Annotated in this window: 21 protein-coding genes and 2 pseudogenes; 12 read left to right on the forward strand and 11 right to left on the reverse strand. The window is 66.6% G+C overall.

Annotated elements, in window-relative coordinates; genetic code table 11:
* The first annotated feature begins 24 nt into the window (after positions 1–24).
* The 3 genes from modA to J0I47_RS08785 are packed head-to-tail and all read left to right on the forward strand — an operon-like array spanning position 25 to position 2,041.
* Positions 25–771: a molybdate ABC transporter substrate-binding protein gene (modA, locus tag J0I47_RS08775; RefSeq protein WP_366809948.1), complete on the forward strand. Its 747-nt coding sequence runs from the start codon at positions 25–27 to the stop codon at positions 769–771.
* Between the two features lie 3 nt (positions 772–774).
* Complete coding sequence (gene modB, locus J0I47_RS08780) at positions 775–1,449, forward strand: molybdate ABC transporter permease subunit (RefSeq protein ID WP_294046449.1); 675 nt, start codon at positions 775–777, stop codon at positions 1,447–1,449.
* Positions 1,439–2,041, forward strand: coding sequence for an ATP-binding cassette domain-containing protein (locus J0I47_RS08785; protein ID WP_294046450.1), 603 nt, complete (start codon positions 1,439–1,441; stop codon positions 2,039–2,041). Before modB ends, J0I47_RS08785 begins: the two co-directional genes overlap by 11 nt.
* A gap of 55 nt (positions 2,042–2,096) precedes the next feature.
* Here J0I47_RS08785 and J0I47_RS08790 read toward each other — a convergent pair whose 3' ends face one another.
* The gene (locus tag J0I47_RS08790; RefSeq protein ID WP_294046714.1) at positions 2,097–2,420 is read right to left on the reverse strand and encodes a heavy metal-binding domain-containing protein; all 324 of its coding nucleotides are present in this window, start codon (positions 2,418–2,420) and stop codon (positions 2,097–2,099) included.
* A 191-nt stretch (positions 2,421–2,611) separates the two neighbouring features.
* Here J0I47_RS08790 and J0I47_RS08795 point away from each other — a divergent pair, with 191 nt between their 5' ends.
* Positions 2,612–3,214, forward strand: coding sequence for a hypothetical protein (locus tag J0I47_RS08795; RefSeq protein WP_294046452.1), 603 nt, complete (start codon positions 2,612–2,614; stop codon positions 3,212–3,214).
* Positions 3,211–3,693: a hypothetical protein gene (locus J0I47_RS08800; protein WP_294046453.1), complete on the forward strand. Its 483-nt coding sequence runs from the start codon at positions 3,211–3,213 to the stop codon at positions 3,691–3,693. Before J0I47_RS08795 ends, J0I47_RS08800 begins: the two co-directional genes overlap by 4 nt.
* Before the next feature lie 110 nt (positions 3,694–3,803).
* Here J0I47_RS08800 and J0I47_RS08805 read toward each other — a convergent pair whose 3' ends face one another.
* From J0I47_RS08805 to rpoB, 3 genes are all read right to left on the reverse strand, one after another.
* On the reverse strand, positions 3,804–4,529 hold the full coding sequence (locus J0I47_RS08805) for a PEPxxWA-CTERM sorting domain-containing protein (protein ID WP_294046454.1): 726 nt from the start codon (positions 4,527–4,529) through the stop codon (positions 3,804–3,806).
* A gap of 224 nt (positions 4,530–4,753) precedes the next feature.
* Positions 4,754–9,034 (reverse strand): DNA-directed RNA polymerase subunit beta', encoded by a 4,281-nt coding sequence (gene rpoC / locus J0I47_RS08810; RefSeq protein ID WP_294046456.1) that lies wholly within the window; start codon positions 9,032–9,034, stop codon positions 4,754–4,756.
* A gap of 243 nt (positions 9,035–9,277) precedes the next feature.
* Entirely contained in the window at positions 9,278–13,447 is a 4,170-nt protein-coding gene (gene rpoB / locus J0I47_RS08815) for a DNA-directed RNA polymerase subunit beta (RefSeq protein WP_294046458.1), read from the reverse strand.
* A gap of 161 nt (positions 13,448–13,608) precedes the next feature.
* Between rpoB and J0I47_RS08820 the strand changes: the two genes are divergently transcribed.
* Complete coding sequence (locus J0I47_RS08820) at positions 13,609–13,794, forward strand: hypothetical protein (protein WP_294046460.1); 186 nt, start codon at positions 13,609–13,611, stop codon at positions 13,792–13,794.
* A gap of 168 nt (positions 13,795–13,962) precedes the next feature.
* Here J0I47_RS08820 and J0I47_RS08825 read toward each other — a convergent pair whose 3' ends face one another.
* Complete coding sequence (locus J0I47_RS08825; protein WP_294046462.1) at positions 13,963–14,415, reverse strand: hypothetical protein; 453 nt, start codon at positions 14,413–14,415, stop codon at positions 13,963–13,965.
* Between J0I47_RS08825 and J0I47_RS08830 the strand changes: the two genes are divergently transcribed.
* Together J0I47_RS08830 and J0I47_RS08835 are read left to right on the forward strand one after the other, a co-directional pair.
* Positions 14,402–15,211, forward strand: a complete 810-nt coding sequence (locus J0I47_RS08830) for a hypothetical protein (protein WP_294046463.1) — start codon at positions 14,402–14,404, stop codon at positions 15,209–15,211. The genes J0I47_RS08825 and J0I47_RS08830 overlap by 14 nt on opposite strands.
* 131 nt (positions 15,212–15,342) lie before the next feature.
* A pseudogene (locus tag J0I47_RS08835) lies at positions 15,343–17,292 on the forward strand (CocE/NonD family hydrolase).
* A 108-nt stretch (positions 17,293–17,400) separates the two neighbouring features.
* Here J0I47_RS08835 and J0I47_RS08840 read toward each other — a convergent pair.
* Entirely contained in the window at positions 17,401–17,907 is a 507-nt protein-coding gene (locus tag J0I47_RS08840) for a hypothetical protein (RefSeq protein WP_294046464.1), read from the reverse strand.
* Between J0I47_RS08840 and J0I47_RS08845 the strand changes: the two genes are divergently transcribed.
* On the forward strand, positions 17,894–18,649 hold the full coding sequence (locus J0I47_RS08845) for a hypothetical protein (protein ID WP_294046466.1): 756 nt from the start codon (positions 17,894–17,896) through the stop codon (positions 18,647–18,649). The genes J0I47_RS08840 and J0I47_RS08845 overlap by 14 nt on opposite strands.
* A gap of 16 nt (positions 18,650–18,665) precedes the next feature.
* Here J0I47_RS08845 and J0I47_RS08850 read toward each other — a convergent pair whose 3' ends face one another.
* The 4 genes from J0I47_RS08850 to rplJ all read right to left on the reverse strand — a co-directional run bounded on the left by J0I47_RS08850 (position 18,666) and on the right by rplJ (position 21,049).
* Positions 18,666–19,154 (reverse strand): GAF domain-containing protein, encoded by a 489-nt coding sequence (locus tag J0I47_RS08850; protein WP_294046467.1) that lies wholly within the window; start codon positions 19,152–19,154, stop codon positions 18,666–18,668.
* Between the two features lie 144 nt (positions 19,155–19,298).
* Positions 19,299–19,820, reverse strand: a complete 522-nt coding sequence (locus J0I47_RS08855) for a PEPxxWA-CTERM sorting domain-containing protein (protein WP_294046469.1) — start codon at positions 19,818–19,820, stop codon at positions 19,299–19,301.
* A 269-nt stretch (positions 19,821–20,089) separates the two neighbouring features.
* Positions 20,090–20,470 (reverse strand): 50S ribosomal protein L7/L12, encoded by a 381-nt coding sequence (gene rplL / locus J0I47_RS08860; RefSeq protein WP_294046471.1) that lies wholly within the window; start codon positions 20,468–20,470, stop codon positions 20,090–20,092.
* A gap of 63 nt (positions 20,471–20,533) precedes the next feature.
* Positions 20,534–21,049 carry a 50S ribosomal protein L10 gene (gene rplJ / locus J0I47_RS08865; protein WP_294046473.1) on the reverse strand — a complete coding sequence of 172 codons (516 nt, stop codon included), beginning with the start codon at positions 21,047–21,049 and terminating at the stop codon, positions 20,534–20,536.
* 295 nt (positions 21,050–21,344) lie between these two features.
* Here rplJ and J0I47_RS08870 point away from each other — a divergent pair, with 295 nt between their 5' ends.
* From J0I47_RS08870 to J0I47_RS08880, 3 genes and pseudogenes are all read left to right on the forward strand, one after another.
* The gene (locus tag J0I47_RS08870) at positions 21,345–21,878 is read left to right on the forward strand and encodes a hypothetical protein (protein WP_294046475.1); all 534 of its coding nucleotides are present in this window, start codon (positions 21,345–21,347) and stop codon (positions 21,876–21,878) included.
* Positions 21,879–22,014: 136 nt separating this feature from the next.
* Positions 22,015–22,407 (forward strand): NADH:ubiquinone oxidoreductase subunit NDUFA12, encoded by a 393-nt coding sequence (locus J0I47_RS08875; RefSeq protein ID WP_294046477.1) that lies wholly within the window; start codon positions 22,015–22,017, stop codon positions 22,405–22,407.
* 218 nt (positions 22,408–22,625) lie between these two features.
* A pseudogene (locus tag J0I47_RS08880) lies at positions 22,626–22,859 on the forward strand (DUF2155 domain-containing protein); the annotation flags it as partial.
* Between the two features lie 35 nt (positions 22,860–22,894).
* Here J0I47_RS08880 and aat read toward each other — a convergent pair.
* Positions 22,895–23,650 (reverse strand): leucyl/phenylalanyl-tRNA--protein transferase, encoded by a 756-nt coding sequence (gene aat, locus J0I47_RS08885; RefSeq protein ID WP_294046716.1) that lies wholly within the window; start codon positions 23,648–23,650, stop codon positions 22,895–22,897.
* Positions 23,651–23,908: the final 258 nt, after the last annotated feature.

The raw sequence follows: 23,908 nt of genomic DNA on the forward strand, positions 1-23,908 counted from the left end.
CTTGCTCGTCTTTCCCGTCGTCTGGTGCTCGCCGGTGTCGCGGCCTTGGCGGTCGGCGCCGCGCCGGCGCCCACGGCCCCGGTCGTGCTCGCCGCCGCGTCGTTGCAGGAATCGATGACCGCCGCCGCCGATGCCTGGGCGCGGGCAGGGCATCCGCGCCCGGTCATTTCGTTTGCCGCATCCTCGACCCTCGCGCGGCAAGTGGAGGCGGGGGCGCCGGCCGATCTGTTCGTGTCGGCCGACGAGGAATGGATGGATGTGCTGGCGGCGAAGAAGCTGCTCGCGCCCGGCACCCGCGCCGATCTCGTCGGCAACCGGCTCGTCGTGGTGGAGGCGGCGGGCAGGCATAGTCGGATCCCGCTCGGCGGCGCGGCGCTGGCGCGCGTGCTGGGGGGCGCCGCACTGGCGATGGCCGATCCCGACAGCGTGCCCGCCGGCAAGTACGGCAAGGCGGCGCTGCAAAAGCTCGGTGCGTGGAACGTCGTCGCATCGCGCGTCGTGCGAGCGGAAAACGTCCGCGCCGCGCTGGCGCTGATCGAACGCGGCGCGGCGCCGTTCGGGATCGTCTACCTGACCGACGCCAAGGCCTCGACCAAAGTACGCGTCGCCGGGATCTTCCCCGCGACGAGCCATCCGCCGATCGTCTACCCGATCGCGCGGATCGCGGTGTCGACCAATCCGCAAGGGGAGGGGTTCCGTCGCTTCCTGCTGTCCGCGACCGGTCGCGCGGTGTTCGCGCGCTACGGCTTTTCCACCCCGCGCAGCCGGTGACGTTTGACCGCTGACGAATGGAGCATCGTCGCGCTGTCGCTCAAGGTCGGGCTGGTCGCGACCGGGGCGACGCTGCCGATCGCGTTCGCGCTAGCGTGGTTGCTCGCGCGGGGACGGTTTCGCGGCAAGATCCTGCTCGAGGCGATCGTGTACCTGCCGCTGGTGGTGCCGCCGGTGGTGACCGGATGGCTGCTGCTGCTCGCGTTCGCGCCGGCCGGGCCGCTCGGTCGGCTCGGCATCGATGTGCTGTTCAAGTGGAGCGGCGCCGCGATCGCAGCAGGCGTGATGGCGTTGCCGCTGATGGTGCGCGCGATCCGCTTGTCGATCGAAGCGGTCGATCGCCGGCTGGAGAATGTCGCGCGCACGCTCGGCGCCGGGCGCTGGCGGACGTTCCGCACGATCACGCTGCCGCTGAGCCTGCCCGGCGTGCTGGCGGGCGCGGTACTCGGTTTCGCGCGCTCGCTCGGCGAGTTCGGCGCGACGATCACCTTCGTGTCGAACGTGCCGGGGGAAACGCAGACGCTGCCGCTCGCGATCTACGCCGCGTTGCAGCGGCCCGACGGCGACGCGATCGTGCTGCGGCTGTCGGCGCTGTCGGTCGGCGTCGCGCTGGTCGCGCTGATCGCGTCCGAGCTGCTTGCGCGGCGGATGCGGGTGGGGCAGGTCCATGGCGTTTGACCTCGACCTCGCCAAGCGGGTCGGCGACGTCGACATCGCGCTGCGACTGGCGGCGGGGGAAGGACTAACGGTCCTGTTCGGCCCCTCGGGTATCGGCAAGACGAGCGTGCTCAACATGGTCGCCGGGCTGCTGACGCCGGATCGCGGGCATATCCGTGTCGGCGGCGTAACGCTGTTCGACATGGGCACCGACCTGCGCCCGGAGCAACGCCGCGCCGGCTACGTTTTCCAGGAACCGCGCCTGTTCCCGCACCTGCGCGTGGCGGGCAACCTGCGCTACGCCGGTGCGAAGGAGACGATGATCGACGTCGTCGCGCAATTGCTCGACATCGCGCATCTGCTCGATCGCTGGCCGCGGACATTGTCGGGGGGCGAGGCGAAGCGCGTCGCGATCGGCCGTGCGCTGCTCAGCGACCCCGCCTTCCTGCTGCTCGACGAGCCCACCGCCTCGCTCGACCGCGCTCGCGCCGCCGAAGTCGAACGCGCGATCCTCGACATCCGCGACCGGCTCGGCCTGCCGATCCTGATGGTCACCCACGACCGCGCCGAAGCCGACCGCCTGGCGACCCGTGTGGTGGAAATGGGGCGGTAAACCAGAACGGGCCGGCGGATCGCTCCACCGGCCCGCATCAATTTGGCGTCGGCGCTTACTTGCCGGCGGTCGTCGCCGGGCCGGTGAACTTGATCGCGGTGCCGGTCGCGTTGGTTTTGCCCCAGCTGAACGCGGTGACGTGCGAATTGCCGTAACTGGCCTTGATGACCGCATCTGCGCCCATCTTTTCCGCACGTTCCCACAGTTCGTGGTAGATCTTCTTCTGCGACGCTTCCTTGCTGAAGATCGTCGCCTTGCGCACACCCGCCTTTACTTCGCCGATCACCGTATAGGGCCGGTCGGTGATGTCGTACGGAAAGACGGGGACGCCCATCTCTTCGTTGACGATGACGTATTTCTTGGGATCGTCCTTCGCCATAGCGGTCGTCGCAGCCGCCGCCAGCGCAAGCGCCAGCGTGATCTTCAAAACCTTCATTGATCGAACCCCCTTTGATTCGGTCGCTTGGACCCGCGACCGTGGCCGAGATTGGCCGATTTCATCGCCGCTCGCAACGTATTGCCCCGGCGACTTGGTTCGTGGCAGCATGCGACAGTTCAAGGGGGAGCATCATGATCGCGATTTCATTGATGGCGGCGCTGGCCGCCGGGCAGACAGCCGCGCCGGTGCCCGTGGCCGTCACGCCCATCGTAACGGTACCGGTCGTGGCATCGGCCGCAATCGTCCCGGTCAAGCCGACGATCGTCACCATCCCGACCGATACGCCCGTCGAACTGATGGCGGTGACCGAAGTCACCACCGCCAACGTCCATGCCGGCTCTCGCTTCAAGCTGCGGGTCAATCGCGCGATCGAGGTGGACGGTCGCGTCGTCGTGCCGGTCGGCGCCTGGGCGTGGGGCGAGATCACGAGCGCGCGCGATGCCGGTGGGCTCGGCAAGTCGGGCCAAATGACCGGGCACTTGCTCTATCTTCAGGTCGGCGAGGCGCAGGTGCCGCTGGAAGGAGATGTCAAGGCGAAGGGGACGGGGGCCGGTTCGGCCGGCGCCGCGGTGCTGATGGCGGGTGTGCTCGGCCTGTTCGCGCGCGGCAACAACGCCAAAATCAAGGCTGGCGAGATCGTCATGGGCTTCGTGTCCGCGCCGGTGGCGCTCGAGATGGCCGGCCCTGTGCCGCACGCGGTCGATGCGGTCGCCGATCGATCGGCGGTCAAATGAAGCGCCACGCTGCGTTGTTGACGATGGCATCGCTCATGGCGTCGTTCCCGGCCGATGCGCGGCAGGTGGCGATCAAGGCCGGGCAGGAGGTGCCGCTGGCGACCGTCAGGCCACTGTCCAGCGCGAAGCAGGTGATGGGCGAACTGGTCGATTTCGTCACGGCGGCTGATGTCGTGATCGACGGCACTGTCGTGGTGCCGATGGGGACGCCTGTCGTCGGCCAGGTAACCGATGCGCGCGATCGCGGTGCGGCGGGTATGTCGGGCAAGCTGGTGATCCGACCGCTCTACATGCGCATCGGTAAGGCGATCGTCCGGCTGCGGGGTGGCAACACGCGGCAGGTCGGCATGTCGGAAGGGGAGGTCGCCTCGTTCGTGCTCAACCCGCTGTTCTTTACGGGGCACACCGTTCGTATTCCCGCTGGCAGCCCGTTCATCGCAGTGGTCGAGAAAGAGGTGGCGGTGACGGTTAGCGAATAGGGCGTCCGGTTACTCATCACGTAGCGCCGACCGCTATCGAACAGACAAAACAAAACCGCCGCCCGGGCATTCCCGGACGGCGGTGTTTGTCGTCGTAGCGTTGGTTCGCGTCAGATCGCGAAGCGAACGCGCGCGGCGGTCACCGAGCGGCGGCGGAGCATGCCGCCGAGCGCGCCGAACCCGAGCATCATCATCGCCCAGGTCGCCGGCTCGGGAACCGCACCGCCGACCGTGGTCGAACCGAAGGTGAAGTCGTCGAACACCTGCTGATTGACGGTGCCGCCGAACACGACCGACATCGCCGTGCCGCTGAAGCCGAGCGAGAAGTTGTTGAACGGACAATAAGCCGCGCCACCCGAGATGTTGGTGTTGCACGTACCCGTGCCGGTCGAGCCGAGCGACGTGGTCGCGAGTAGCGTGCCGGTGCCGTTCAGACCCGAATAGATGTTGACGGTCGTCGCCGAACCGAACGGGTTGGAATAGACGCCGGCAAAGCCGGTGTTGAAACCAGCCGCAACGTTCATCGTGGCGCCTGCCGACGGGAAATACAGCGCGCCGAACTGGGACGTGCTGATGCCCTGACCGCCGCGCGAGGTGTTCGAGCAGGTGGTGCCGGCCGTGTTGAGGCAAAGCAGGGTCGCGCCGGTGGTGAACTGGACGCCGTAATTGGTGCCCGACGTGCCGATGCTCGACGTGCCGCCATTGTAATAGTCGCCGATCGAAACGTTGTTATTGTTCGGATAGGGCGCGATATTCTCGAAATCGAGGTAGATCGGCGCCGCATTGGCCACCGCTGGCGTGAGAATCATCGCCGCCGCAACAAGAACCTTCTTCATGGCAATCCCCCGTAGGTTTAGTCCCGATCGTTAATCTTCCGTAAAGGAATCAGTGCCGTTTGCAAGCGGTCCGGCCTGGCGGGGAAGGTTAACAACAGTGCCATCGCGGGACGGCGCCGGCATCCGGCCGCGCGGCGCGGGGGTGCCCAAGGCCGAAAAAAACCGCCGCCCGGAATGGTCCGGACGGCGGTTCCTTGTTCAGCGATGCGCGCCGACGGCGCCGATCACTCGGCGTCGTTCAGATACTCGCCGGCGTCCGCATCGGTGCCGTGGCCGCTCGGCGTCACCTTTGCCAGCGCGTCGGCGGTGCCTTCGGCGTCACGAACGTCGCGCGCCAGTTCCGCGGCATGCTCTTCCGCCGCCGATTCCGGAGCGGTGAACGCGGCCTGGAGCGCCCGCTGTTGCGCGCGCGAAGCGGCGTCGCGGCTGGAGGCGGCCACGCGCAGGCGGTTCATGCCCGCGCCGGTCCCGGCGGGGATGAGACGACCGACGATGACGTTCTCCTTCAGGCCGATCAGCGTGTCCTGCTTGCCTTGGACCGCCGCCTCGGTGAGGACGCGGGTGGTCTCTTGGAACGACGCCGCCGAGATGAAGCTGCGGGTCTGCAGCGACGCCTTGGTGATGCCGAGCAGGATCGGCTTGCCTTCCGCCGGCTTCTGCTTCTTCTCTAGCTTGGCGTTGGTCTCGTCCATCTCGGCGCGATCGACCTGCTCGCCCTTCAGCAGCGTGGTGTCGCCGCCGTCGGTGATCTCGACCTTCTGCAGCATCTGGCGAACGATCGTCTCGATGTGCTTGTCGTTGATCTTCACGCCCTGGAGTCGATAGACTTCTTGGATTTCCGCGACGAGATACTCGGCTAGGGGCTCGACACCCAGCGTCTCGAGGATGTCGTGCGGGTTGGGCGAGCCGCCGATCAGGTTGTCGCCACGCTTGACGTAGTCGCCTTCCTGGACGTCGATCACCTTCGACTTCGGGACCAGATACTCCACGACCTCGCCGCCATCGTCCGGCTGGATGCCGATCTTGCGCTTGGCCTTGTAGTCCTTGCCGAACACGACCCGGCCCGAGACCTTGGCGATGATCGCCGCCTCCTTCGGCACGCGCGCCTCGAACAGTTCGGCGACGCGCGGCAGACCGCCGGTGATGTCGCGGGTCTTGGCGGACTCGCGAGCGACACGGGCGACGACGTCGCCGGCCTGGACGGTAGCGCCATCATCGACCGACAGCACCGCGCCCGGCGCCAGCATGTAGCGCGCGGCTTCGCTCGAATCCGCACCCGTCAGCGTCAGGCGGGGACGCAGATCCTCCTTCGACTTGGTGGTGGCGCGGAACTCGGTGACGACGCGCTGGGCAATACCGGTCGCTTCGTCGGTCTGCTCGGTCAGCGTCTTGCCTTCGACCAGGTCCTGATACTTCACCGTGCCGCCCGTCTCGGTGATGACCGGCATGGTGAACGGATCCCACTCGGCCATGCGATCGCCCTTGGAGACGATATGGCCGTCGTCGAACATGACATAGGCGCCGTACGGAATGCGATCGACCGACAGCTCGCGGCCGTCCATGTCCTTGATCGCGATCTCGCCCGAGCGGCTGAGCACGACGCGGCGGCCGCGCTGATCCTCGATCAGGCGAAGGTCGCGGAACTCGACCGTACCGTCGGCATGCGCTTCCAGGTTGGACGTTTCGTTGAGCTGCGCCGCGCCGCCGATGTGGAAGGTGCGCATCGTCAGCTGCGTGCCCGGCTCGCCGATCGACTGCGCCGCGATCACGCCGACCGCTTCGCCGATATTGACCGGCGTCCCGCGCGCGAGGTCACGCCCATAGCACTTGCCGCAGACGCCGATCTTGGCTTCGCAGACCAGAGGCGAGCGGATCTTCATCGCCTGGATGCCGATCGCTTCGATCTGCGCGATCATCGGCTCGTCGAGCAGGGTGCCCGACGCGATGACGACCTTGCCGGTCTTCGGATCGACCACGTCCTCCGCGGTGGTGCGGCCTAGAATACGCTCGCCGAGCGAGGCGATCGTCGAACCGCCCTGCACGATCGCGCGCATTTCGAGCATCCGCTCGGTGCCGCAATCTTCCTCCATCACGACGCAATCCTGCGACACGTCGACCAGGCGGCGAGTGAGATACCCCGAGTTCGCCGTCTTGAGCGCCGTGTCCGCCAGACCCTTGCGGGCGCCGTGCGTCGAGTTGAAGTATTCGAGGACGGTCAGACCTTCCTTGAAGTTCGAGATGATCGGCGTTTCGATGATCTCGCCCGACGGCTTCGCCATCAGGCCGCGCATGCCGGCGAGCTGCTTGATCTGCGCCTGCGACCCGCGGGCGCCCGAGTGCGCCATCATGTAGATCGAGTTGATCGGCAGCTCGCGGCCCGTCTCCGGGTCCTTCCGCACCGCCTTGATCTCGTTCATCATCGAGTTCGCGACCTGGTCACCGCAGCGCGACCAGGCGTCGATCACCTTATTGTACTTCTCCTGCTGCGTAATCAGGCCGTCCTGATACTGCTGCTCGAAGTCCTTCACCTGCTCGCGGGTCTCGTCGACCAGCTTGTCCTTGTCCGGCGCGATAATCATGTCGTCCTTGCCGAACGAGATGCCGGCGCGGAACGCGTGGCGGAAGCCGAGCGCCATGATCGCGTCGGCGAACAGCACGGTCTCCTTCTGGCCGGTGTGGCGATAGACCTCGTCGATGACGTCGGTGACGTCCTTCTTGGTCAGCAGGCGGTTGACCGTCTCGAACGGCACCTTGTGCGACTTGGGCAGCGTCTCGCCGAGCAGCATGCGGCCCGGGGTGGTTTCGTAGCGCACCATCCGCTCGACGCCGTCCTCACCGGTCTGCGGCACGCGGCTGGTGATGCGGGTGTGCAGCGTCACCGCCCCGGCGTTCAGCGCCTGGTGCACCTCGGTCATGTCGGCGAGCAACATGCCTTCGCCGGGCTCGCCTTCCTTCTGCATCGACAGGTAATAGAGGCCCAGCACCATGTCCTGCGACGGCACGATGATCGGCTTGCCGTTCGCCGGCGACAGGATGTTGTTGGTCGACATCATCAGGACGCGCGCTTCCAGCTGCGCTTCGAGGCTCAAGGGCACGTGCACGGCCATCTGGTCGCCGTCGAAGTCGGCGTTGAACGCCGAGCAGACGAGCGGGTGGAGCTGGATCGCCTTGCCCTCGATCAGCACCGGCTCGAACGCCTGGATGCCCAGGCGGTGGAGCGTCGGCGCACGGTTAAGCAGCACGGGGTGCTCGCGGATCACCTCGTCCAGGATGTCCCAGACTTCCTTGCGCTCCTTCTCGACCCACTTCTTCGCCTGCTTGAGGGTCATCGACAGACCCTTGGCGTCGAGGCGCGCGTAGATGAACGGCTTGAACAGCTCGAGCGCCATCTTCTTCGGCAGGCCGCACTGGTGCAGCTTGAGCTCCGGACCGGTCACGATGACCGAACGGCCCGAATAGTCGACGCGCTTGCCGAGCAGGTTCTGGCGGAAGCGGCCCTGCTTGCCCTTCAGCATGTCGGACAGCGACTTGAGCGGACGCTTGTTGGCGCCGGTGATCGTCCGGCCGCGACGGCCGTTGTCGAACAGCGCGTCGACCGCTTCCTGCAGCATGCGCTTTTCGTTGCGGACGATGATGTCTGGCGCGCGCAGCTCCATGAGGCGCTTCAGGCGGTTGTTGCGGTTGATGACGCGGCGGTACAGGTCGTTGAGGTCCGACGTCGCGAAGCGGCCGCCGTCCAGCGGCACCAGCGGACGCAGTTCGGGCGGGATGACCGGCACGACTTCCAGGATCATCCACTCGGGCCGGTTGCCGCTCTCCAGGAACGACTCCACGACCTTCAGGCGCTTGATGATCTTCTTGGGCTTCAGTTCCGACTTGGTCGTCGCCAGCTCTTCCAGCAGCGCGGTCTTCTCGCCCTCCAGGTCGAGATTCTCGAGCATGATGCGGACGGCCTCGGCGCCGATGCCGGCGGTGAAGGCGTCCTCGCCATATTCGTCCTGCGCTTCGAGGAGCTCGTCCTCGGTCAGCAATTGGTAGCGCTCAAGCGGGGTCACGCCCGGCTCGATCACGATGTACGCCTCGAAGTAGAGCACGCGTTCGAGCTGCTTGAGCTGCATGTCGAGCAGCAAGCCGATGCGGCTCGGCAGCGACTTCAGGAACCAGATGTGCGCGACCGGCGCGGCGAGCTCGATATGGCCCATCCGCTCACGGCGGACCTTCGAGACGGTGACCTCGACGCCGCACTTCTCGCAGACGATGCCCTTGTACTTCATGCGCTTGTACTTGCCGCACAGGCATTCGTAGTCCTTGATCGGACCGAAGATGCGCGCGCAGAACAGGCCGTCACGCTCGGGCTTGAACGTGCGATAGTTGATCGTCTCGGGCTTCTTGATCTCGCCGAACGACCACGAACGGATGCGGTCCGGGGACGCGATGCCGATCTGGATCTGGTCGAAGGTCTCCGGCTTAGCCACCGGGTTCGCGAAGTTGGTCAGTTCGTTCATTTTTCAGTCCCTCTGAAAGGGTTACTTGATCAGTCGGTGGCACAGCGCGGACACTGTAAAGCTCGCCAGTAGGATCGAGCCAAAACCCAGCATCATCACGTCGAGCCAGAACCTGTGCTGATACCCGAAGGGATCAGTAAGGTCCGCGATGCCCAGCACGATAAGGATCAAACCTAGGGCCAAGTCGGCTCTAGCGAACCGGCTCTTGCCACTTTTTGATTCAGTCGCGCTGGGCAACGAGCGTTACTCCGCCGCCTCGGGCAGCGCGTCAGGGTCGGTCTCGTCGTTCTTGAGTTCGACGTTGAGACCCAGCGAGCGCATTTCCTTGACCAGCACGTTGAAGCTCTCGGGAATGCCCGCCTCGAACGTGTCGTCGCCCTTGACGATCGCCTCATAGACCTTGGTGCGGCCGACCACGTCGTCGGACTTCACCGTCAGCATCTCCTGCAGCGTGTAGGCAGCGCCGTACGCTTGCAGCGCCCAGACCTCCATTTCGCCGAAGCGCTGGCCGCCGAACTGCGCCTTGCCGCCCAGCGGCTGCTGGGTGACGAGGCTGTACGGCCCGATCGAACGCGCGTGGATCTTGTCATCGACCAGGTGGTGGAGCTTCAGCATGTAGATGATACCCACGGTCACCTTGCGGTCGAACATGTCGCCCGTGCGGCCGTCGAACAACTCCGACTGGCCCGACGTGTCGAGCCCCGCGAGGCTCAGCATGTCGGACACGTCGGCCTCGACCGCGCCGTCGAACACCGGGGTGCCCATCGGCACGCCGGGCTTCAGGTTCTGCGCCAGTTCGACGATCTCCGAGGCGTCGCGCGCGTCGATCTCGGCGGCGTAATGCTCGCCATAGATCTCCTTCAGGCGATCCTTGACCGCGGCCGGCATCGCGCCGCCCTTGGCGTCCGGGTTCGCCTCGCGCCACTCCTCGAGCGCCACGCCGACCTGCTGGCCGAGCTGCCGCGCGGCCCAGCCGAGATGGGTTTCGAAGATCTGCCCGACGTTCATGCGGCTCGGCACGCCCAGCGGGTTGAGCACCAGGTCGACCGGCGTCCCGTCGGCGAGGAACGGCATGTCCTCGACCGGCAGGATGCGGCTGATGACGCCCTTGTTGCCGTGACGGCCGGCCATCTTGTCACCCGGTTGCAGCTTGCGCTTCACCGCGACGAAGACCTTGACCATCTTGAGCACGCCGGGCGGCAGCTCGTCGCCACGCTCCAGCTTCTCACGGCGATCCTCGAACTTCTCGCGGATCAGCTTGGCGGCGTCGTCATACTGCTGCTTGACCGCCTCCAGGTCGCTCTGGACCTTGTCGTCGGCGACGGCGAACTTCCACCATTCGTGACGGTCGACGCTGTCGAGCGCTTCCATGTCGATCTCGGCGCCCTTCTTGGGGCCGCCCTTCGGCACGGCGGTCGCGGTCTGGCCGAGCAGCATCTCGCGCAGGCGCGACCAGGTCGCGCGGTTGAGGATGGTGCGCTCGTCGTCCGAGTCCTTCTTCAGGCGCTCGATCTCCTCGCGCTCGATCGCCATCGCGCGCTCGTCCTTGTCGATGCCGTGGCGGTTGAACACGCGCACCTCGACGACCGTCCCGGCGACGCCCGGCGGCAGACGCAGCGACGTGTCGCGCACGTCCGACGCCTTTTCGCCGAAGATCGCGCGGAGCAGCTTCTCTTCCGGCGTCATCGGGCTCTCGCCCTTCGGCGTGATCTTGCCGCACAGGATGTCGCCCGGCTCGACCTCGGCACCGATATACACGATGCCCGCCTCGTCGAGGTTGCGCAGCGCCTCCTCGCCGACGTTCGGGATGTCGCGGGTGATGTCCTCCGGCCCGAGCTTGGTGTCGCGGGCCATGACCTCGAACTCCTCGATATGGATCGAGGTGAAGACGTCGTCCTTGACGATGCGCTCGCTGATGAGGATCGAATCCTCGTAGTTGTAGCCGTTCCAGGGCATGAACGCGACGAGCGCATTGCGGCCCAGCGCCAGCTCGCCGAACTCGGTCGACGGGCCGTCGGCGATGATGTCGCCGGCATTGACCACGTCGCCCACCTTCACCAGCGGCCGCTGGTTGATGCAGGTCGACTGGTTCGAGCGCTGGAACTTCATCAGCGTATAGATGTCGACGCCCGACTTGCCGGCATCGACCTCACCGGTCGCACGAACGACGATGCGGGTCGCGTCGACCTGGTCGACGATGCCCGAGCGGCGCGCGGCGATCGCGGCGCCCGAATCGCGGGCCACGGTCTCTTCCATGCCGGTGCCGACGAACGGCGCCTCGGCCTTGACCAGCGGCACCGCCTGGCGTTGCATGTTCGAGCCCATCAGCGCGCGGTTGGCGTCGTCATTCTCCAGGAACGGGATCAGCGACGCGGCGACCGACACCAGCTGCTTGGGCGAAACGTCCATCAGCGTGATGTTCTCGGGAAGCGCCATCAGGAACTCGCCCGCCTGACGCGCGGAGATCAACTCCTCGGTCAGCTTGCCGTCACGGTCGATCTCGGCATTCGCCTGCGCGATCGTGTGCTTGGCCTCTTCCATCGCCGACAAGTAGACCACTTCGCCGGTGACCTTCTGGTCGACGACGCGGCGATATGGCGTCTCGATGAAGCCGTACTTGTTGACGCGGCTGAACGACGCGAGGCTGTTAATGAGGCCGATGTTCGGGCCTTCCGGCGTCTCGATCGGGCAGATGCGGCCATAGTGGGTCGGGTGGACGTCGCGAACCTCGAAACCCGCGCGCTCACGGGTGAGGCCGCCCGGCCCGAGCGCCGAAACGCGACGCTTGTGCGTCACTTCTGAGAGCGGGTTGGTCTGGTCCATGAACTGCGACAGCTGCGACGAGCCGAAGAACTCGCGCACCGCGGCGACCGCCGGCTTCGCGTTGATGAGGTCGTTCGGCATGACGGTCGACACGTCGACCGAGCTCATGCGCTCCTTCACCGCGCGCTCCATGCGGAGCAGGCCGACGCGATACTGGTTCTCGAGCAGCTCGCCGACCGAACGCACGCGGCGGTTGCCGAGATTGTCGATGTCGTCGATCTCGCCCTTGCCGTCCTTCAGGTCGACCAGGGTCTTGACCACCGCAAGAATATCCTCGGTGCGGAGCGTCGTGACGGTGTCCTCGGCATCGAGGTCGAGGCGCATGTTGAGCTTGACGCGACCGACGGCCGACAGGTCGTAGCGATCGGGATCGAAGAACAGGCCGGCGAACAGCGCTTCCGCCGTCTCCAGCGTCGGCGGCTCGCCAGGGCGCATCACGCGATAGATGTCGGACAGCGCCTGCTCGCGCTCCTCGGCCTTGTCGGCCTTGAGCGTGTTGCGGATCCACGGACCGGTCGAGACATGGTCGATGTCGAGCAGCTCGATGCGATCGATGCCCGCCTTGTCGAGCTTCTCGAGGTTCTCGGCCGACACTTCGTCGCCCGCCTCGATATAGATCTCGCCGGTGGTCTCGTTGATCAGGTCATAGGCGCTGTAGCGGCCGAAGATTTCCTCGGTCGGGATCAGCAGCGTCTCGAGGCCGTCCTTGGCCGCCTTGTTCGCGGCGCGCGGCGAAATCTTCTGCCCGGCCGGGAAGATAACCTCGCCCGACTTGGCGTCGATGATGTCGAACAGCGGCTTCTGCCCGCGCCAGTTCTCGGCCGCGAACGGAATTTGCCAGCCGTTGGGGCCGCGCAGGAAGGTGACGCGGTTGTAGAAATAGTTGAGGATCTCTTCCGAGTTCAGGCCGAGCGCGTACAGCAACGCCGTCACCGGCAGCTTGCGCTTGCGGTCGATACGGACGTTGACGATATCCTTCGCGTCGAACTCGAAGTCGAGCCACGAGCCGCGATACGGGATCACGCGCGCGGCGAAGAGGTACTTGCCCGAGGCGTGGGTCTTGCCGCGGTCATGGTCGAACAGCACGCCCGGCGAGCGGTGCATCTGGCTGACGATGACGCGCTCGGTACCGTTGACGATGAAGGTGCCGTTCTCGGTCATGAGCGGCATGTCGCCCATGTAGACGTCCTGCTCCTTGATATCGAGCACCGAGCGGGCTTCCGTATCCGGATCCACTTCGAACACGATCAGGCGCAGGGTGACGCGCATCGGAGCGGCGTACGTGATGCCGCGCTGGCGGCATTCCTCGGTATCGAACTTCGGCGGCTCAAGCTCGTAATTCACGAAATCGAGCTCGGCGGTGCCGGCGAAATCGCGGATCGGGAACACGCTGCGCAGCGTCTTCTCGAGGCCGGAGACGTAGCCGATCGACGGGTCGGAGCGCAGGAACTGCTCGTAGCTTTCGCGCTGCACCTCGATCAGGTTCGGCATCTGCACCACTTCGTGGATGTTGCCGAACACCTTGCGGATGCGTCGCTTCGCGGTGGCCGCAGCCGCCTTCATCGACGGGTCGATCGCCTTGGTCGCCATGTTTTATCTTGCCTCGTCAGCCTAGAATTCGGCCCCGGAACCTCCGGGGTCAGGCACGCGAACCGACGCAAAAAAGCCGCTCGTCCGATCCTTTCTTTCGAGAGGGGACAGCAGCTTTCCAGCGTCGAGTTGACCGATCAGCTTCCCATTCGCCCGACGCGGTGCGCGACGCCGCATCATTTCCCGAAAGCTGTGGTGGAGCGGCGGATATAGGTGCTGTGTTGGATTTGTCAAACCGCCGGCGCCAGGTCGATGCGCGCTTTGCCACAAAAAAGTCATCGATCGATTCGGCGGCGGAATCGCCTGAAAAACCGTCGATTATCGCGGCAATCGCACCGTCCGGCTAAAGTATCGGGCAACCTGGGCAAGGAACCGGACTCGGGTTCCATTCATTGAGTCCGCGTTATGACCCAAGCGAAAAACAAACGCTTCGCCCGCGCACTGGCGCCGTTCTTCGCCGCCACCGCGCTCGTCTCCATCCCTGCTCTAGCGCAGGACGCGACGCCGCAGACTGCTCAGCCTGTCGTGACGCCGCCGCAAACCGTGACGGTGCCGATCCCGCCCGTCGTGCCGACCGTGCCGGACAGCGCCACGACGGCGCCGCCGGCCACTAGCGACGAGCCGACCGCCGCGCCGGTCGCCCGCTCGACGCGGACGACCGCCACGCGCTCGACGACGGCGACCCGCTCGACCGAGCGTGCACCGGTGCGCAGCGCGTCGACCTCCACCACCACCGCCACCAAGACCACGCCGTCGCAACCGGCGGCGACCGCGGCTCCGGCAACGTCATCGACCTCATCGACCACCACGACTTCGACTCCCGCATCCTCCACCGCCGACACGGCGACGCCGGCTGACACCACGCCCGCCGCCGGTATGCAGTCGGCCGCGACCACGCAGACGACGACGTCGAACGGCATTCCGACCTGGGCGCTGATCGCCGGGGCGATCGCGGTGCTCGCGATCATTGCCGGCGCGATCGCGGCGTTGCGTCGCCGCCGCGTCGAGCAAGAATATTATGACGAACCGACCTATGTCGAAGAGCCGTATGTCGCGCCCGTTGCCGAGACCCCGGTCGTCGAGGAGCCCGTCGCAGTCGCCCCGGTCGCGGCCGCGCCGCTGGCCGCAGCGCCGCGCAAGGAGCCGGAATATCTCCGCGCCGCCGAACCCGCCGCCACGATCGAGCCGGTCGCTGCCGCTGCCGAGGATGTCGAAGTCAGCAAGGTCGCCGACGAGGACGTCGCCGCGCTGACCGCCGGCGCCGCGGCGGTCGCCGAGCGTCCGTGGCTCGAATTCGCGATGCGCCCGGTCCGCGCCGGCACCAACGTCGACGAGGCTCTGGTCGAGATCGAACTGACCGTCGGCAATGCCGGCTCGGTTCCGGCGCAGGACGTCCGCATCTCGACCTTCCTGCTGTCCGGCGATCCGAGCGGGACGGAGATGGAGCGCCTGCTGGTCGATCCGCCGGCGGAGGCGACCACCGACCCGGTCACGATTAAGCCGGGCGAGGGGACGCGCGTCGATGCGACGCTGGCGCTGCTCAAGTCCGACATGGGCGAGAATTTGCCCGCGTCGTTCCGCCCGATCGTCGTCGCCGATGCGCGCTACACGCTGGCCGACGGTAGCGAGGGTCGCACCTCCGCCTCGTTCGAGATCGGCGTCGAGCCCGAGGAGGGCGGGGCGCTGGAGCCGATCGAACTCGCCCGCGCGTCGATGCACGACAATGTCGCGGCCGAACTCCACGGCGAACCGCAACACGCGTAACGCCGCGCTGACCTGACGATGGCGCCCGTCCCGGGAGAACGGGGCGGGCGTCGTCGCATCGGCGCCATTGCGCGGTTGTGCTGTAGCGGCCTAGAACGGCGCATTCTCTTCCTCGCCGGAGCCGCCTCAGCATGTTCAAGACGCTCGCTTTTCTGTCGGTCGCTGCGCTCGCGCTCACCCCCGCCGTCGCGCAGGATGCGCCCCGAAATGCACCGATGTGGTCGCCCAAGGGCGGCGACGTGCCGGCGAAGTTCACCCCGCCCGAGCGTGGCGTCGCCGATTACGTCAAGCGCGAGGTGATGATCCCGATGCGCGACGGCGTGAAGCTCTACACCGTGATCGTGATCCCGAAGGGCGCGGTCAACGCACCGATCGTGCTGACGCGGACGCCCTACAACGCGAAGGGTCGCGCGACGCGCAGCGCCAGCGATCCGTCGATGCTCCGCACGCTGCCGCTCGCCGACGAAGGGTTCGTGCGCAACGGCTATATCCGCGTCTATCAGGACGTTCGCGGCAAATACGGGTCGGAGGGCGAATATGTCGTGACGCGGCCTGTCATCGGCCCGCTCAATCCGACCAAGGTCGATCACGTGACCGACGCATACGACACGATCGACTGGCTGGTGAACAAGGCGAACCTGTCCGAATCGAATGGGCGCGTCGGGATGATCGGGTCGTAGTACGAGGGGTTCACCGTGGTGATGGCGCTGCTCCACCCGCACCCCGCGCTCAAGGTCGCCGCACCGCAGAGCCCGATGGTCGACGGCTGGATGGGCGACGACTGGTTCCACTACGGCGCCTTCCGCCTGGCCAACATCGCCTGGCTCGGCGCGCAGACCGGGTACAAGGGCGACGGCAAGGCGCCCTCGACCGGCGGCTGGGACGATTACGACAATTTCCGCGAGATCGCCTCGGCGGGGGACTGGGCGAAGAAGTCGGGCTACGACCAGCTGCCCTATTGGACGCGCATGTCGATGCACCCGGCCTATGACGGCTTCTGGTCGGGCCAGGCACTCGACAAGCTGCTGGCGAAGAGCCCGTCCGACGTGCCGACGATCTGGGAGCAGGGGCTGTGGGACCAGGAGGACATGTGGGGCGCGATCCACAGTTACGAAGCGCTGACCGGCGCCGGCCACGCGTCGAACAACTTCATCGTGATGGGGCCGTGGCGGCACAGCCAGATCAACCGCGTCGGCTACGAGTTGGGGCCGTTCAAGTGGGATGGCGACACCGCGATGCAGTATCGCGAGGACATGATCCTGCCGTTCTTCAACCATTACCTGAAGGATGGCCCGGCGGTGACGCCGCCCGCGGCGACGATCTACAATACCGGCGAGAACCATTGGGACCGCTTCAGCCAGTGGCCGCTGGCGTGCGAGAGCGGGTGCCCCTCGCCGCTGACGCCGATCAATTTCGGTGAGGACGGCATGCTCGGTTTCGGCAAGCAGACGGCGGGCGGCGACAGCTACGTCTCCGATCCCGCCAAGCCGGTGCCGCATCTGCCGCGTCCGGTCAATTTCAACGATGGGCGCTGGGGCGACTGGCTGGTGCAGGACCAGCGTAGCTATGACGGCCGGCCCGACGTGATGACCTACGAAACGCCGGTACTCGAGCAGGCGGTGCGAGTGTCGGGCGCGCCGATCGCGGACCTGTTCGCGAAGACGACCGGGACCGACGGCGATTTCGTCGTGAAGTTGATCGACGTCTATCCGACGGAGAATGCGACCGACCCGAAGATGGGCGGGTACCAGCTGGCGGTCAGCCTCGACATCTTCCGTGGGCGCTATCGCAAGAGCTTCAGCAACCCCTCTGCGATCCCGGCTAACCAGGTGCAGGAATACAAGTTCCGCCTGCCGATGGTGAACCACGTCTTCCAGCCGGGCCACCGCATCATGGTGCAGGTGCAGTCGACGCTGTTCCCGCTCTACGATCGCAACCCGCAGAAATATGTGCCGAACATCTTCTATGCGAAGGCGGGAGACTATCAGAAGGCGACGATCACGCTGATGCGCGGCGGTGCGACGCCGAGCCGGGTGTGGTTGCCGGTCGTGCCGCTCGCACCGGCGCAGGTGATCCACTGAGACGTCGTCGCCCCGGGCTTGTCCCGGGGTCCGCCGATCCGCATAGGCGAAGCGCGCGGCGCTAGCGGCACGGTGGAGGATTGCCGGAGCGATTGGCGCTGGCGGTTGTCAGCGGTTCAGCCAAAGCGGAATAGATGTGGGTGCGATGACGGGTTTCGGGTGGCAGGTGAGGGTGGCGGTGCTGGCGACGGCGGCGCTGGGTCCGGGCGTGGCGGCGGCGCAGACCAACAGCGCGGCGCCGCAGAGCGTGCCTAACGTGCCGTTCTCGCTGCCGCCGTCGACGCGCCCGACGCCCACGCCGACCCCGACCTCCGGCCCGGTGGTCGCGCCGTTGCCGACCCCGACACCCAGTGCGACGCCCAGCGCCGCGCCGCCACGTCCGACACCCACGCCCAGCGCCAGCAGCACGCCGCGACCGACCCCGACCCCGCGCGCCACGCCGACGCCGCGCGCGACGCCTTCGCCGACTCCGACGCCCGGCTCGACGCCGACCGCCGCGCCGACCCCCACCGCCACGCCGACGCCGGCCGCCGCGATCCCGGCGCCGGTGCCGAGCGATACCGCGACGCCGCTGCCAGAAGCGACGCCGTCCCCGGTCGCGGTGCCAGGCGGCATACCGACCGAGGGCTGGCTGGCGATCGTGGCGGCGCTGGCCGCGTTGGGCGCGGCATCCTGGTTCCTGTTCCGCCGCCCACGGCGTCGGGCCGCCACGCCCGAGCCGATCGTTGTCCGCACGCCGCCCCCGCCATCGCCCGTCGCACCACCTGCGCCGCCGCTGGCCCCGCAACCCGCGCCGCCGCCCGAGCCGGCGACCAGCTTCCTTACCGTACCGCTTCGTCCACGCAGCCCCGCCGCCGCCAGTGGCGAGCCGCAGGTCGAGATCGTGCTCCAGCCCAAGCGCGCCGGCACCAACGTCACCAGCGCGGCGGTCGATTATCGCGTGCTAGTCCGCAACGCCGGCGGCGTGCCGGTGCGCGACGTGCGGTTCGCGATGTTCATGCTGAGCGCCAGCGCCCGCCAGACGCAGGACCTGCAAAGTATCTTCGCCACCCCGATCGACCAGCCCGCGGCCGCGCCGTTCGACCTGCAGCCCAACAGCGAGATCGAGCTGACCGGCATGGCGCTGTTGGCGCGCGAGCAGGTCAACGTGATGACGATCGAGGGTCAGCCCTGGTTCGTGCCCGTGCTGGCGATGAAGGCGGAGTATCGCTGGGGCGAGAATGTCGGCGCGCCGGGCAGCGTCAATGCCGCCTACATGATCGGCATCGATCGCGGGGAGGGGGCGAAGATGGCGCCGTTCCGCCTCGACGGTGGGCCGCAAATGCATCCGCGCGTGGCGGCGCGGAAGGTCGTCTGACGTCGGCGGCGTCGGCTCAGTTGGGCTTTGCGGTCATCCGGCGGCGTTCGAGCAACGCGCTGACCTGGTCGGCGAACACCGGCAGCTTGTCCAGATCGGCCTGGACCATCGCTTCGCGCGGGGAACTGTCGAACACGCAGACCGTGCCGATCCGGGCGCGGTTGGGCGCCTTGATCGGGGCGGCAGCATAGAAACGCACGCCGCCATCCTCGGCAACGAACGGATTGTCGCAGAAGCGGGCATCGAGCCGGGCGTCGAGCGTGACCGTCACGGCGTCGGTGCCGATGCTGTGCGTGCAGAACGAGATCGCGCGGGGGACGAACGTCGCCGCCACACCGACCCGCGCCTTGTACCATTGGCGGTCGTCGTCGATGAACGAGATCAGCGCGCGCGGCACGCCGAAGGAATGCGCCATCGCCCGGACCAGGCGATCGAAATCGGGCTCGTTCGGCGTGTCGAGAATGCCGTAGCTCTTCAACGTGGCGACGCGTTCCGCTTCCTGCATGACGCCATGGTAACCATATGACGTTGCAAGAGAGTTAAAGCGGCGGCCATCTAAGCGAACGCAGCTACGAGCCGATCGACGGCACTGGCACGACAAAGAGGCGGCCGGCTTGCGACCGGCGGCCCCTCCATCGACCGTCTACGTTCAGGCGAAGCGGACGCGAGCGCGCACCGCTGGACGGCGACGCAGCGCGACACCGATCCCACCGAAGCCGAGCATCAGGAACGCCCAGGTCGCCGGCTCTGGCACGGCGCTGTCGACCTGCGGCGTGATGGTCAGCGTTTCCAGCGGGCCGCCGACTTCGCTGACCGCGATGAAATTGAACAGATCGCCCTTCTGGATCGAACCGAAACCGAAATAGCCGTCGAGCATGAAGTTGCCGTTCATCGAGACGAGGTTGCCGGCATTCAGCGTGAAATTGCCGAACACGCCAGCGATCGTCGCGGTTAGCCCGCTGTACGTCGCCGTGCCCGTCGCCCCGGTGATCTCATAATAATCGCCGTCGTTGGTCGACACCGCATCGTCGGTGGTGAGCAGCGCGTCGTACGCGATCTCTTCGCCGTTGAAGGCATCGTGCGTGCCGGCGTGCAGGACGAACGTGGCGGCATCGGCCGTCATCGGCGTGAGCGCCATCAGCGCCGCCGCGGCGATCGATAAGTTCTTCATTACGCGACCCCTTTTCTGTCTTAACGGCGCGTTAATCGCGCGGGGCGGCGTCGTCCACTGATTTGGTGGTTAATCTGTCTATCGGTGGGACGGTGGGTCGGGGAAGAAGAAAAGGGCGGCCTCCCGGGGTGGGAGGTCGCCCTTTCCTTTGGCCTGGTAAGCCGTGACGGGAATTAATCCCGTCACGTCGGTCGGGTCGCGGAGCGACCCGCCGGCCGGCCTTGCGTGGTGCGATTTAGCGTTTGCTAAATCGTCTCCACGCCAGCGGCTTACTTGAGCTCGACGGTCGCGCCGGCTTCTTCCAGCTGCTTCTTGATCTTCTCGGCCTCGTCCTTGTTGACGCCTTCCTTGACGGCCTTTGGGGCCGACTCGACCAGCGTCTTCGCCTCGGTCAGGCCGAGACCGGTGATCGCGCGGACCTCCTTGATGACGTTGATCTTCTTGCCGCCGTCGCCGGTCAAGATGACGTCGAATTCGGTCTTCTCTTCGGCGGCGGGAGCGCCACCGCCGGCGCCACCGGCGGCCGGCGCGGCCGCAACCGCAGCGGCGGCCGAAACGCCCCACTTCTCTTCGAGCAGCTTCGAGAGCTCGGAAGCCTCGAGGACGGTCAGTTCGCTCAGCTGGTCAACCAGCGCGTTCAGGTCTGCCATGTTCAATCTCCAATTCGGGCACGTCGGCCCCTCGTTTCTGTCAAAAACCAAAGCGCCCGATAATCAGGCTGCTTCCTTCTCCGCATGCGCCGCAAGGACACGCGCGATCTGGGCCGCCGGAGCCTGCGCGATCGTCGCGAGCTTGGTGGCGGGCGCCACCAGCAGGCCGACAATCTTGGCACGCAGTTCATCCAGCGACGGCAGCGTCGCCAGCGCCTTGACGCCGTTCACGTCGAGGGAGGTCGCGCCCATCGCGCCGCCGACGATTTCGAGCTTGTCGTTCGTCTTGGCGAAGTCGACCACCACCTTGGCGGCGGCGACCGGGTCGATGGAAGTGGCGAGACCGACCGGCCCGGTGAGCAGGTCGCCCAGCGAGAGATAGTCGGTGCCGTCGAGCGCGATCTTGGCAAGCTTGTTCTTCGAGACCTTGTAGGTCGCACCGGCCTCGCGCATCTTCGTCCTGAGCTGCGTCGACTGCGCGACGGTCAGGCCGAGGTTGCGGGTGACGACCACCACACCAACCTCGGAGAAGGTCTGCTTGAGATCGGCAACGGCCGCGGCCTTTTGAGCACGATCCATGCCATTCTCCACGTTTGGGGAAGCTTACGCCTCCCCGGTTCAACACAGCCGAACGGGCGGACCCGCGCGGCCAGATTTTCCGTCGATCAAGGGGCATGGCGCCTGGCCGCGCTCGTCATGGAGAAGCGGCAGTCCGACCGCGCATGGACGCGCGAGCGGTAAATTCCATTCCCCGTCTAGGCAGGGCATTAAGCGGGAAACCCGCACCTGCTGTCTCGGACGGTAACGCGAGCGGGCGGCAAGCCGTCCCCAAGCGAAGGCGCGCCGATACGGAGGGAAGGCGGGAAAGTCAACGGTGGGTGTCGGGCGCACGGCGGCGCTGGGCATTGCGGCAGTTGGGTGGATTGCGGACGTTGCTCTTCAAACCGTCATGCGGCAACCTATCGCCATGGCCATGCCCGCACGAGGTGCTGACGAAGAACTGCTGGCCTCGTTGGCGAGGTGGAGCAGTTTAGTGCTCATCCCTGGAATGCTGTTTGTGTTCGGCCTGATATATGCGGTTTCGCCTCGTCATATCCCGCCGACAGCGGAGTGGGCTGATGGCACCTATACGAACGCATGTTGCGGGCCACTTGTTCTAAAGAACGGAATTATCAAAGCAGGTGGCAGGTTGGCTCACTACGTTGTAGCGGAGGACAAATTTGGCCGTATGATAAATGTGAGTGAGGGCATCGGTGTCAGCGGCAATGCCGTTAAGTTCGGCGGCACCTTTGTGTTCGTCCATTTCAATGACAACAGCATGGCACAGCCAGCGATCGGCGAGGCCAAGTCGATGCATCTAACCGGGTTAGATGACGACGCGGATTTCACGTTCGTCAAACAGAAATAAAAAACGCAGCAGCCTCTCGCACCGTCTACCATTGGGTCGTTACCCGCCATTGTCCCAGCGTACGACATCGCGCGGTCCCTCGTCACTCCGCCACCATCGCTTGCCCTCGTCCCGCCCCCCGGCTAATCGCTCGCTCATGAGTATCAACCTCAATCCCTTCACCTGGTGGACCGGCGCGAGCTGGGGCACGATGCTCGGCCTGATCGGCAAGACCAAGGTCGGGGAGGACGAGCTCGGCAACGTCTATTACGAGGGCGGGCGCGATACCGCGGGGCGGCCGCGGCGTTGGGTGATCTATGTCGGCGCGAACGATGCGAGCCGGGTGCCGCCCGACTGGTTCAGCTGGCTCCATCACCAGATCGACGACGTGCCCGACCGCGCCTTGCCGCCGCAACGGCGGTGGGAGAAGCCCGCCGTGCCCAACCTGACCGGTACTGCGCTGGCCTATCGCCCGCCGGGCGCTCTCGAAAAGGGCGGGCGGCGCGCGGCGGCGACGGGCGATTACGAAGCCTGGACGCCCGACGAATGAACACGCGCCGCGTCGTCGGCATCGCGGCGGCGCTGGCGGGGGTCGGCGCGCTGGGCTGGGCGGGATACGACCATTTCGTCGCGCGCGCGCCCGCGCCGCAGCAGCAGACCGCGACGGCCGAGCCGCCGGCGACCTCGCTCGACGATATCGGCGTGTCCGGCGGGGTCGAGACGGTCGACGTGTCGGGCGACGCCAACCCCGAGGCCGGCACGACGCCGATGAAGGATCGCGTCGCGGTGCTCGGCCTGCTCAACAAGCGTAACGGCCAAGCGCGCGACCTGAAGCTGAAACCCGGCGAGGCGGCGCGGGTCGGCAACGTCGTCGTCCGCCTGCGCGCGTGCGAACAGACCGCGCCGTGGGAGGCCGAGCATTATACCGGCGCGTTCGTCCAGCTCGACATCGAGCAGAGCGACAAGAGCTGGAAGCGGGTGCATTCGGGCTGGCTCTACAAGGAGCGGCCGTACCTCAACGTCGTGCAGGATCCGGTCTACGACGTCTGGGTCAAGAGCTGTACGATGTCCTTCCCCACCGGCGGGCCGGACACGGTGTCGGCGGCGGCTGCGGCGGCGAGCGGGGCCAGGCGATCGAGCGCGCCGAAGTCGCCTACGGCCGGGACGGCGGCGACCGACGATGCCGCGCCGAGCGAACCGAGTGCCGCGCCCAGCAACGCGACGTAATCGCGCCGGCTGATCTCGACCGCGCCGAGCGAGGCGAGGTGATCGGTCATGAACTGGCAATCGAGCAGGCGGAAACCCCCGACGCGGAGCCGTGCGACCAGCCAGGCGAGCGCGACCTTCGACGCGTCGGTCGCGCGGCTGACCATCGATTCGCCGAAGAACGCTTGCCCGAGCGCCAGGCCGTACAGCCCGCCGACCAGCCGTTCGCCGTCCCAGCATTCGACCGAATGGGCATGGCCACGCGCGTGGAGGGTCGCGAAGACGCGCTCGATCGTGGCGTTGATCCACGTTTCCGGGCGATCGCCGGCGCTTTCGGCACACAGCGCGACGACCCGTTCGAATGTCGTGTCGGCGGTGACGCGGAAACGGTCGCTCGCGATCGTCTTGCGGAGCGAGCGGGAGAGGTGGAAACCGTCGAGCGGCAGGATCGCGCGGCGGTGCGGCTCGACCCAATAGACCCCGGCGGCATCGCGCGCGTCCGCCATCGGGAACACGCCGGCGGCATAGGCGACCAGCACGCGGTCGGCGTCGAGCACTTCGTAGGACGGTTCGGGCAGGTGCCGCATCACGATCGCCAAACCTCCGTCATGCCGAACGCGTTTCGGCATCCGCCGCGCAATAACGCGAGTCGTTGTGTGGGGCACGGTGGACCGTGAAACAAGTTCAGGGTGACGGCTGGGTGAGGGGCGGCCGGCTTATCGCGATCTGCGGCCTTGCCTTGTTTTTACTTCCCACCCCGGCGAAAGCCGGGGCCCAGGTGGGTGACGCCATTAAAGAGCGCTGCGCTCCGTTACCACCACCTTCCCAACTGGGCCCCGGCTTTC

It is taken from the genome of Sphingomonas sp., assembly GCF_017304635.1.
Taxonomy (GTDB): domain Bacteria; phylum Pseudomonadota; class Alphaproteobacteria; order Sphingomonadales; family Sphingomonadaceae; genus Sphingomonas.

What these genes read in the sequence shown, in the direction of transcription:
- J0I47_RS08785 (WP_294046450.1), top strand. Translation starts at nt 1,439, where the DNA reads ATGGCGTTTGACCTCGACCTCGCCAAGCGGGTCGGCGACGTCGACATC.
- J0I47_RS08790 (WP_294046714.1), bottom strand. Translation starts at nt 2,420, where the DNA reads ATGGCGAAGGACGATCCCAAGAAATACGTCATCGTCAACGAAGAGATG.
- J0I47_RS08795 (WP_294046452.1), top strand. Translation starts at nt 2,612, where the DNA reads ATGATCGCGATTTCATTGATGGCGGCGCTGGCCGCCGGGCAGACAGCC.
- J0I47_RS08800 (WP_294046453.1), top strand. Translation starts at nt 3,211, where the DNA reads ATGAAGCGCCACGCTGCGTTGTTGACGATGGCATCGCTCATGGCGTCG.
- J0I47_RS08805 (WP_294046454.1), bottom strand. Translation starts at nt 4,529, where the DNA reads ATGAAGAAGGTTCTTGTTGCGGCGGCGATGATTCTCACGCCAGCGGTG.
- rpoC (WP_294046456.1), bottom strand. Translation starts at nt 9,034, where the DNA reads ATGAACGAACTGACCAACTTCGCGAACCCGGTGGCTAAGCCGGAGACC.
- rpoB (WP_294046458.1), bottom strand. Translation starts at nt 13,447, where the DNA reads ATGGCGACCAAGGCGATCGACCCGTCGATGAAGGCGGCTGCGGCCACC.
- J0I47_RS08825 (WP_294046462.1), bottom strand. Translation starts at nt 14,415, where the DNA reads ATGATCGCGAGCACCGCGATCGCCCCGGCGATCAGCGCCCAGGTCGGA.
- J0I47_RS08840 (WP_294046464.1), bottom strand. Translation starts at nt 17,907, where the DNA reads ATGCCGCCTGGCACCGCGACCGGGGACGGCGTCGCTTCTGGCAGCGGC.
- J0I47_RS08850 (WP_294046467.1), bottom strand. Translation starts at nt 19,154, where the DNA reads ATGCAGGAAGCGGAACGCGTCGCCACGTTGAAGAGCTACGGCATTCTC.
- J0I47_RS08855 (WP_294046469.1), bottom strand. Translation starts at nt 19,820, where the DNA reads ATGAAGAACTTATCGATCGCCGCGGCGGCGCTGATGGCGCTCACGCCG.
- rplL (WP_294046471.1), bottom strand. Translation starts at nt 20,470, where the DNA reads ATGGCAGACCTGAACGCGCTGGTTGACCAGCTGAGCGAACTGACCGTC.
- rplJ (WP_294046473.1), bottom strand. Translation starts at nt 21,049, where the DNA reads ATGGATCGTGCTCAAAAGGCCGCGGCCGTTGCCGATCTCAAGCAGACC.
- J0I47_RS08875 (WP_294046477.1), top strand. Translation starts at nt 22,015, where the DNA reads ATGAGTATCAACCTCAATCCCTTCACCTGGTGGACCGGCGCGAGCTGG.
- aat (WP_294046716.1), bottom strand. Translation starts at nt 23,650, where the DNA reads ATGCGGCACCTGCCCGAACCGTCCTACGAAGTGCTCGACGCCGACCGC.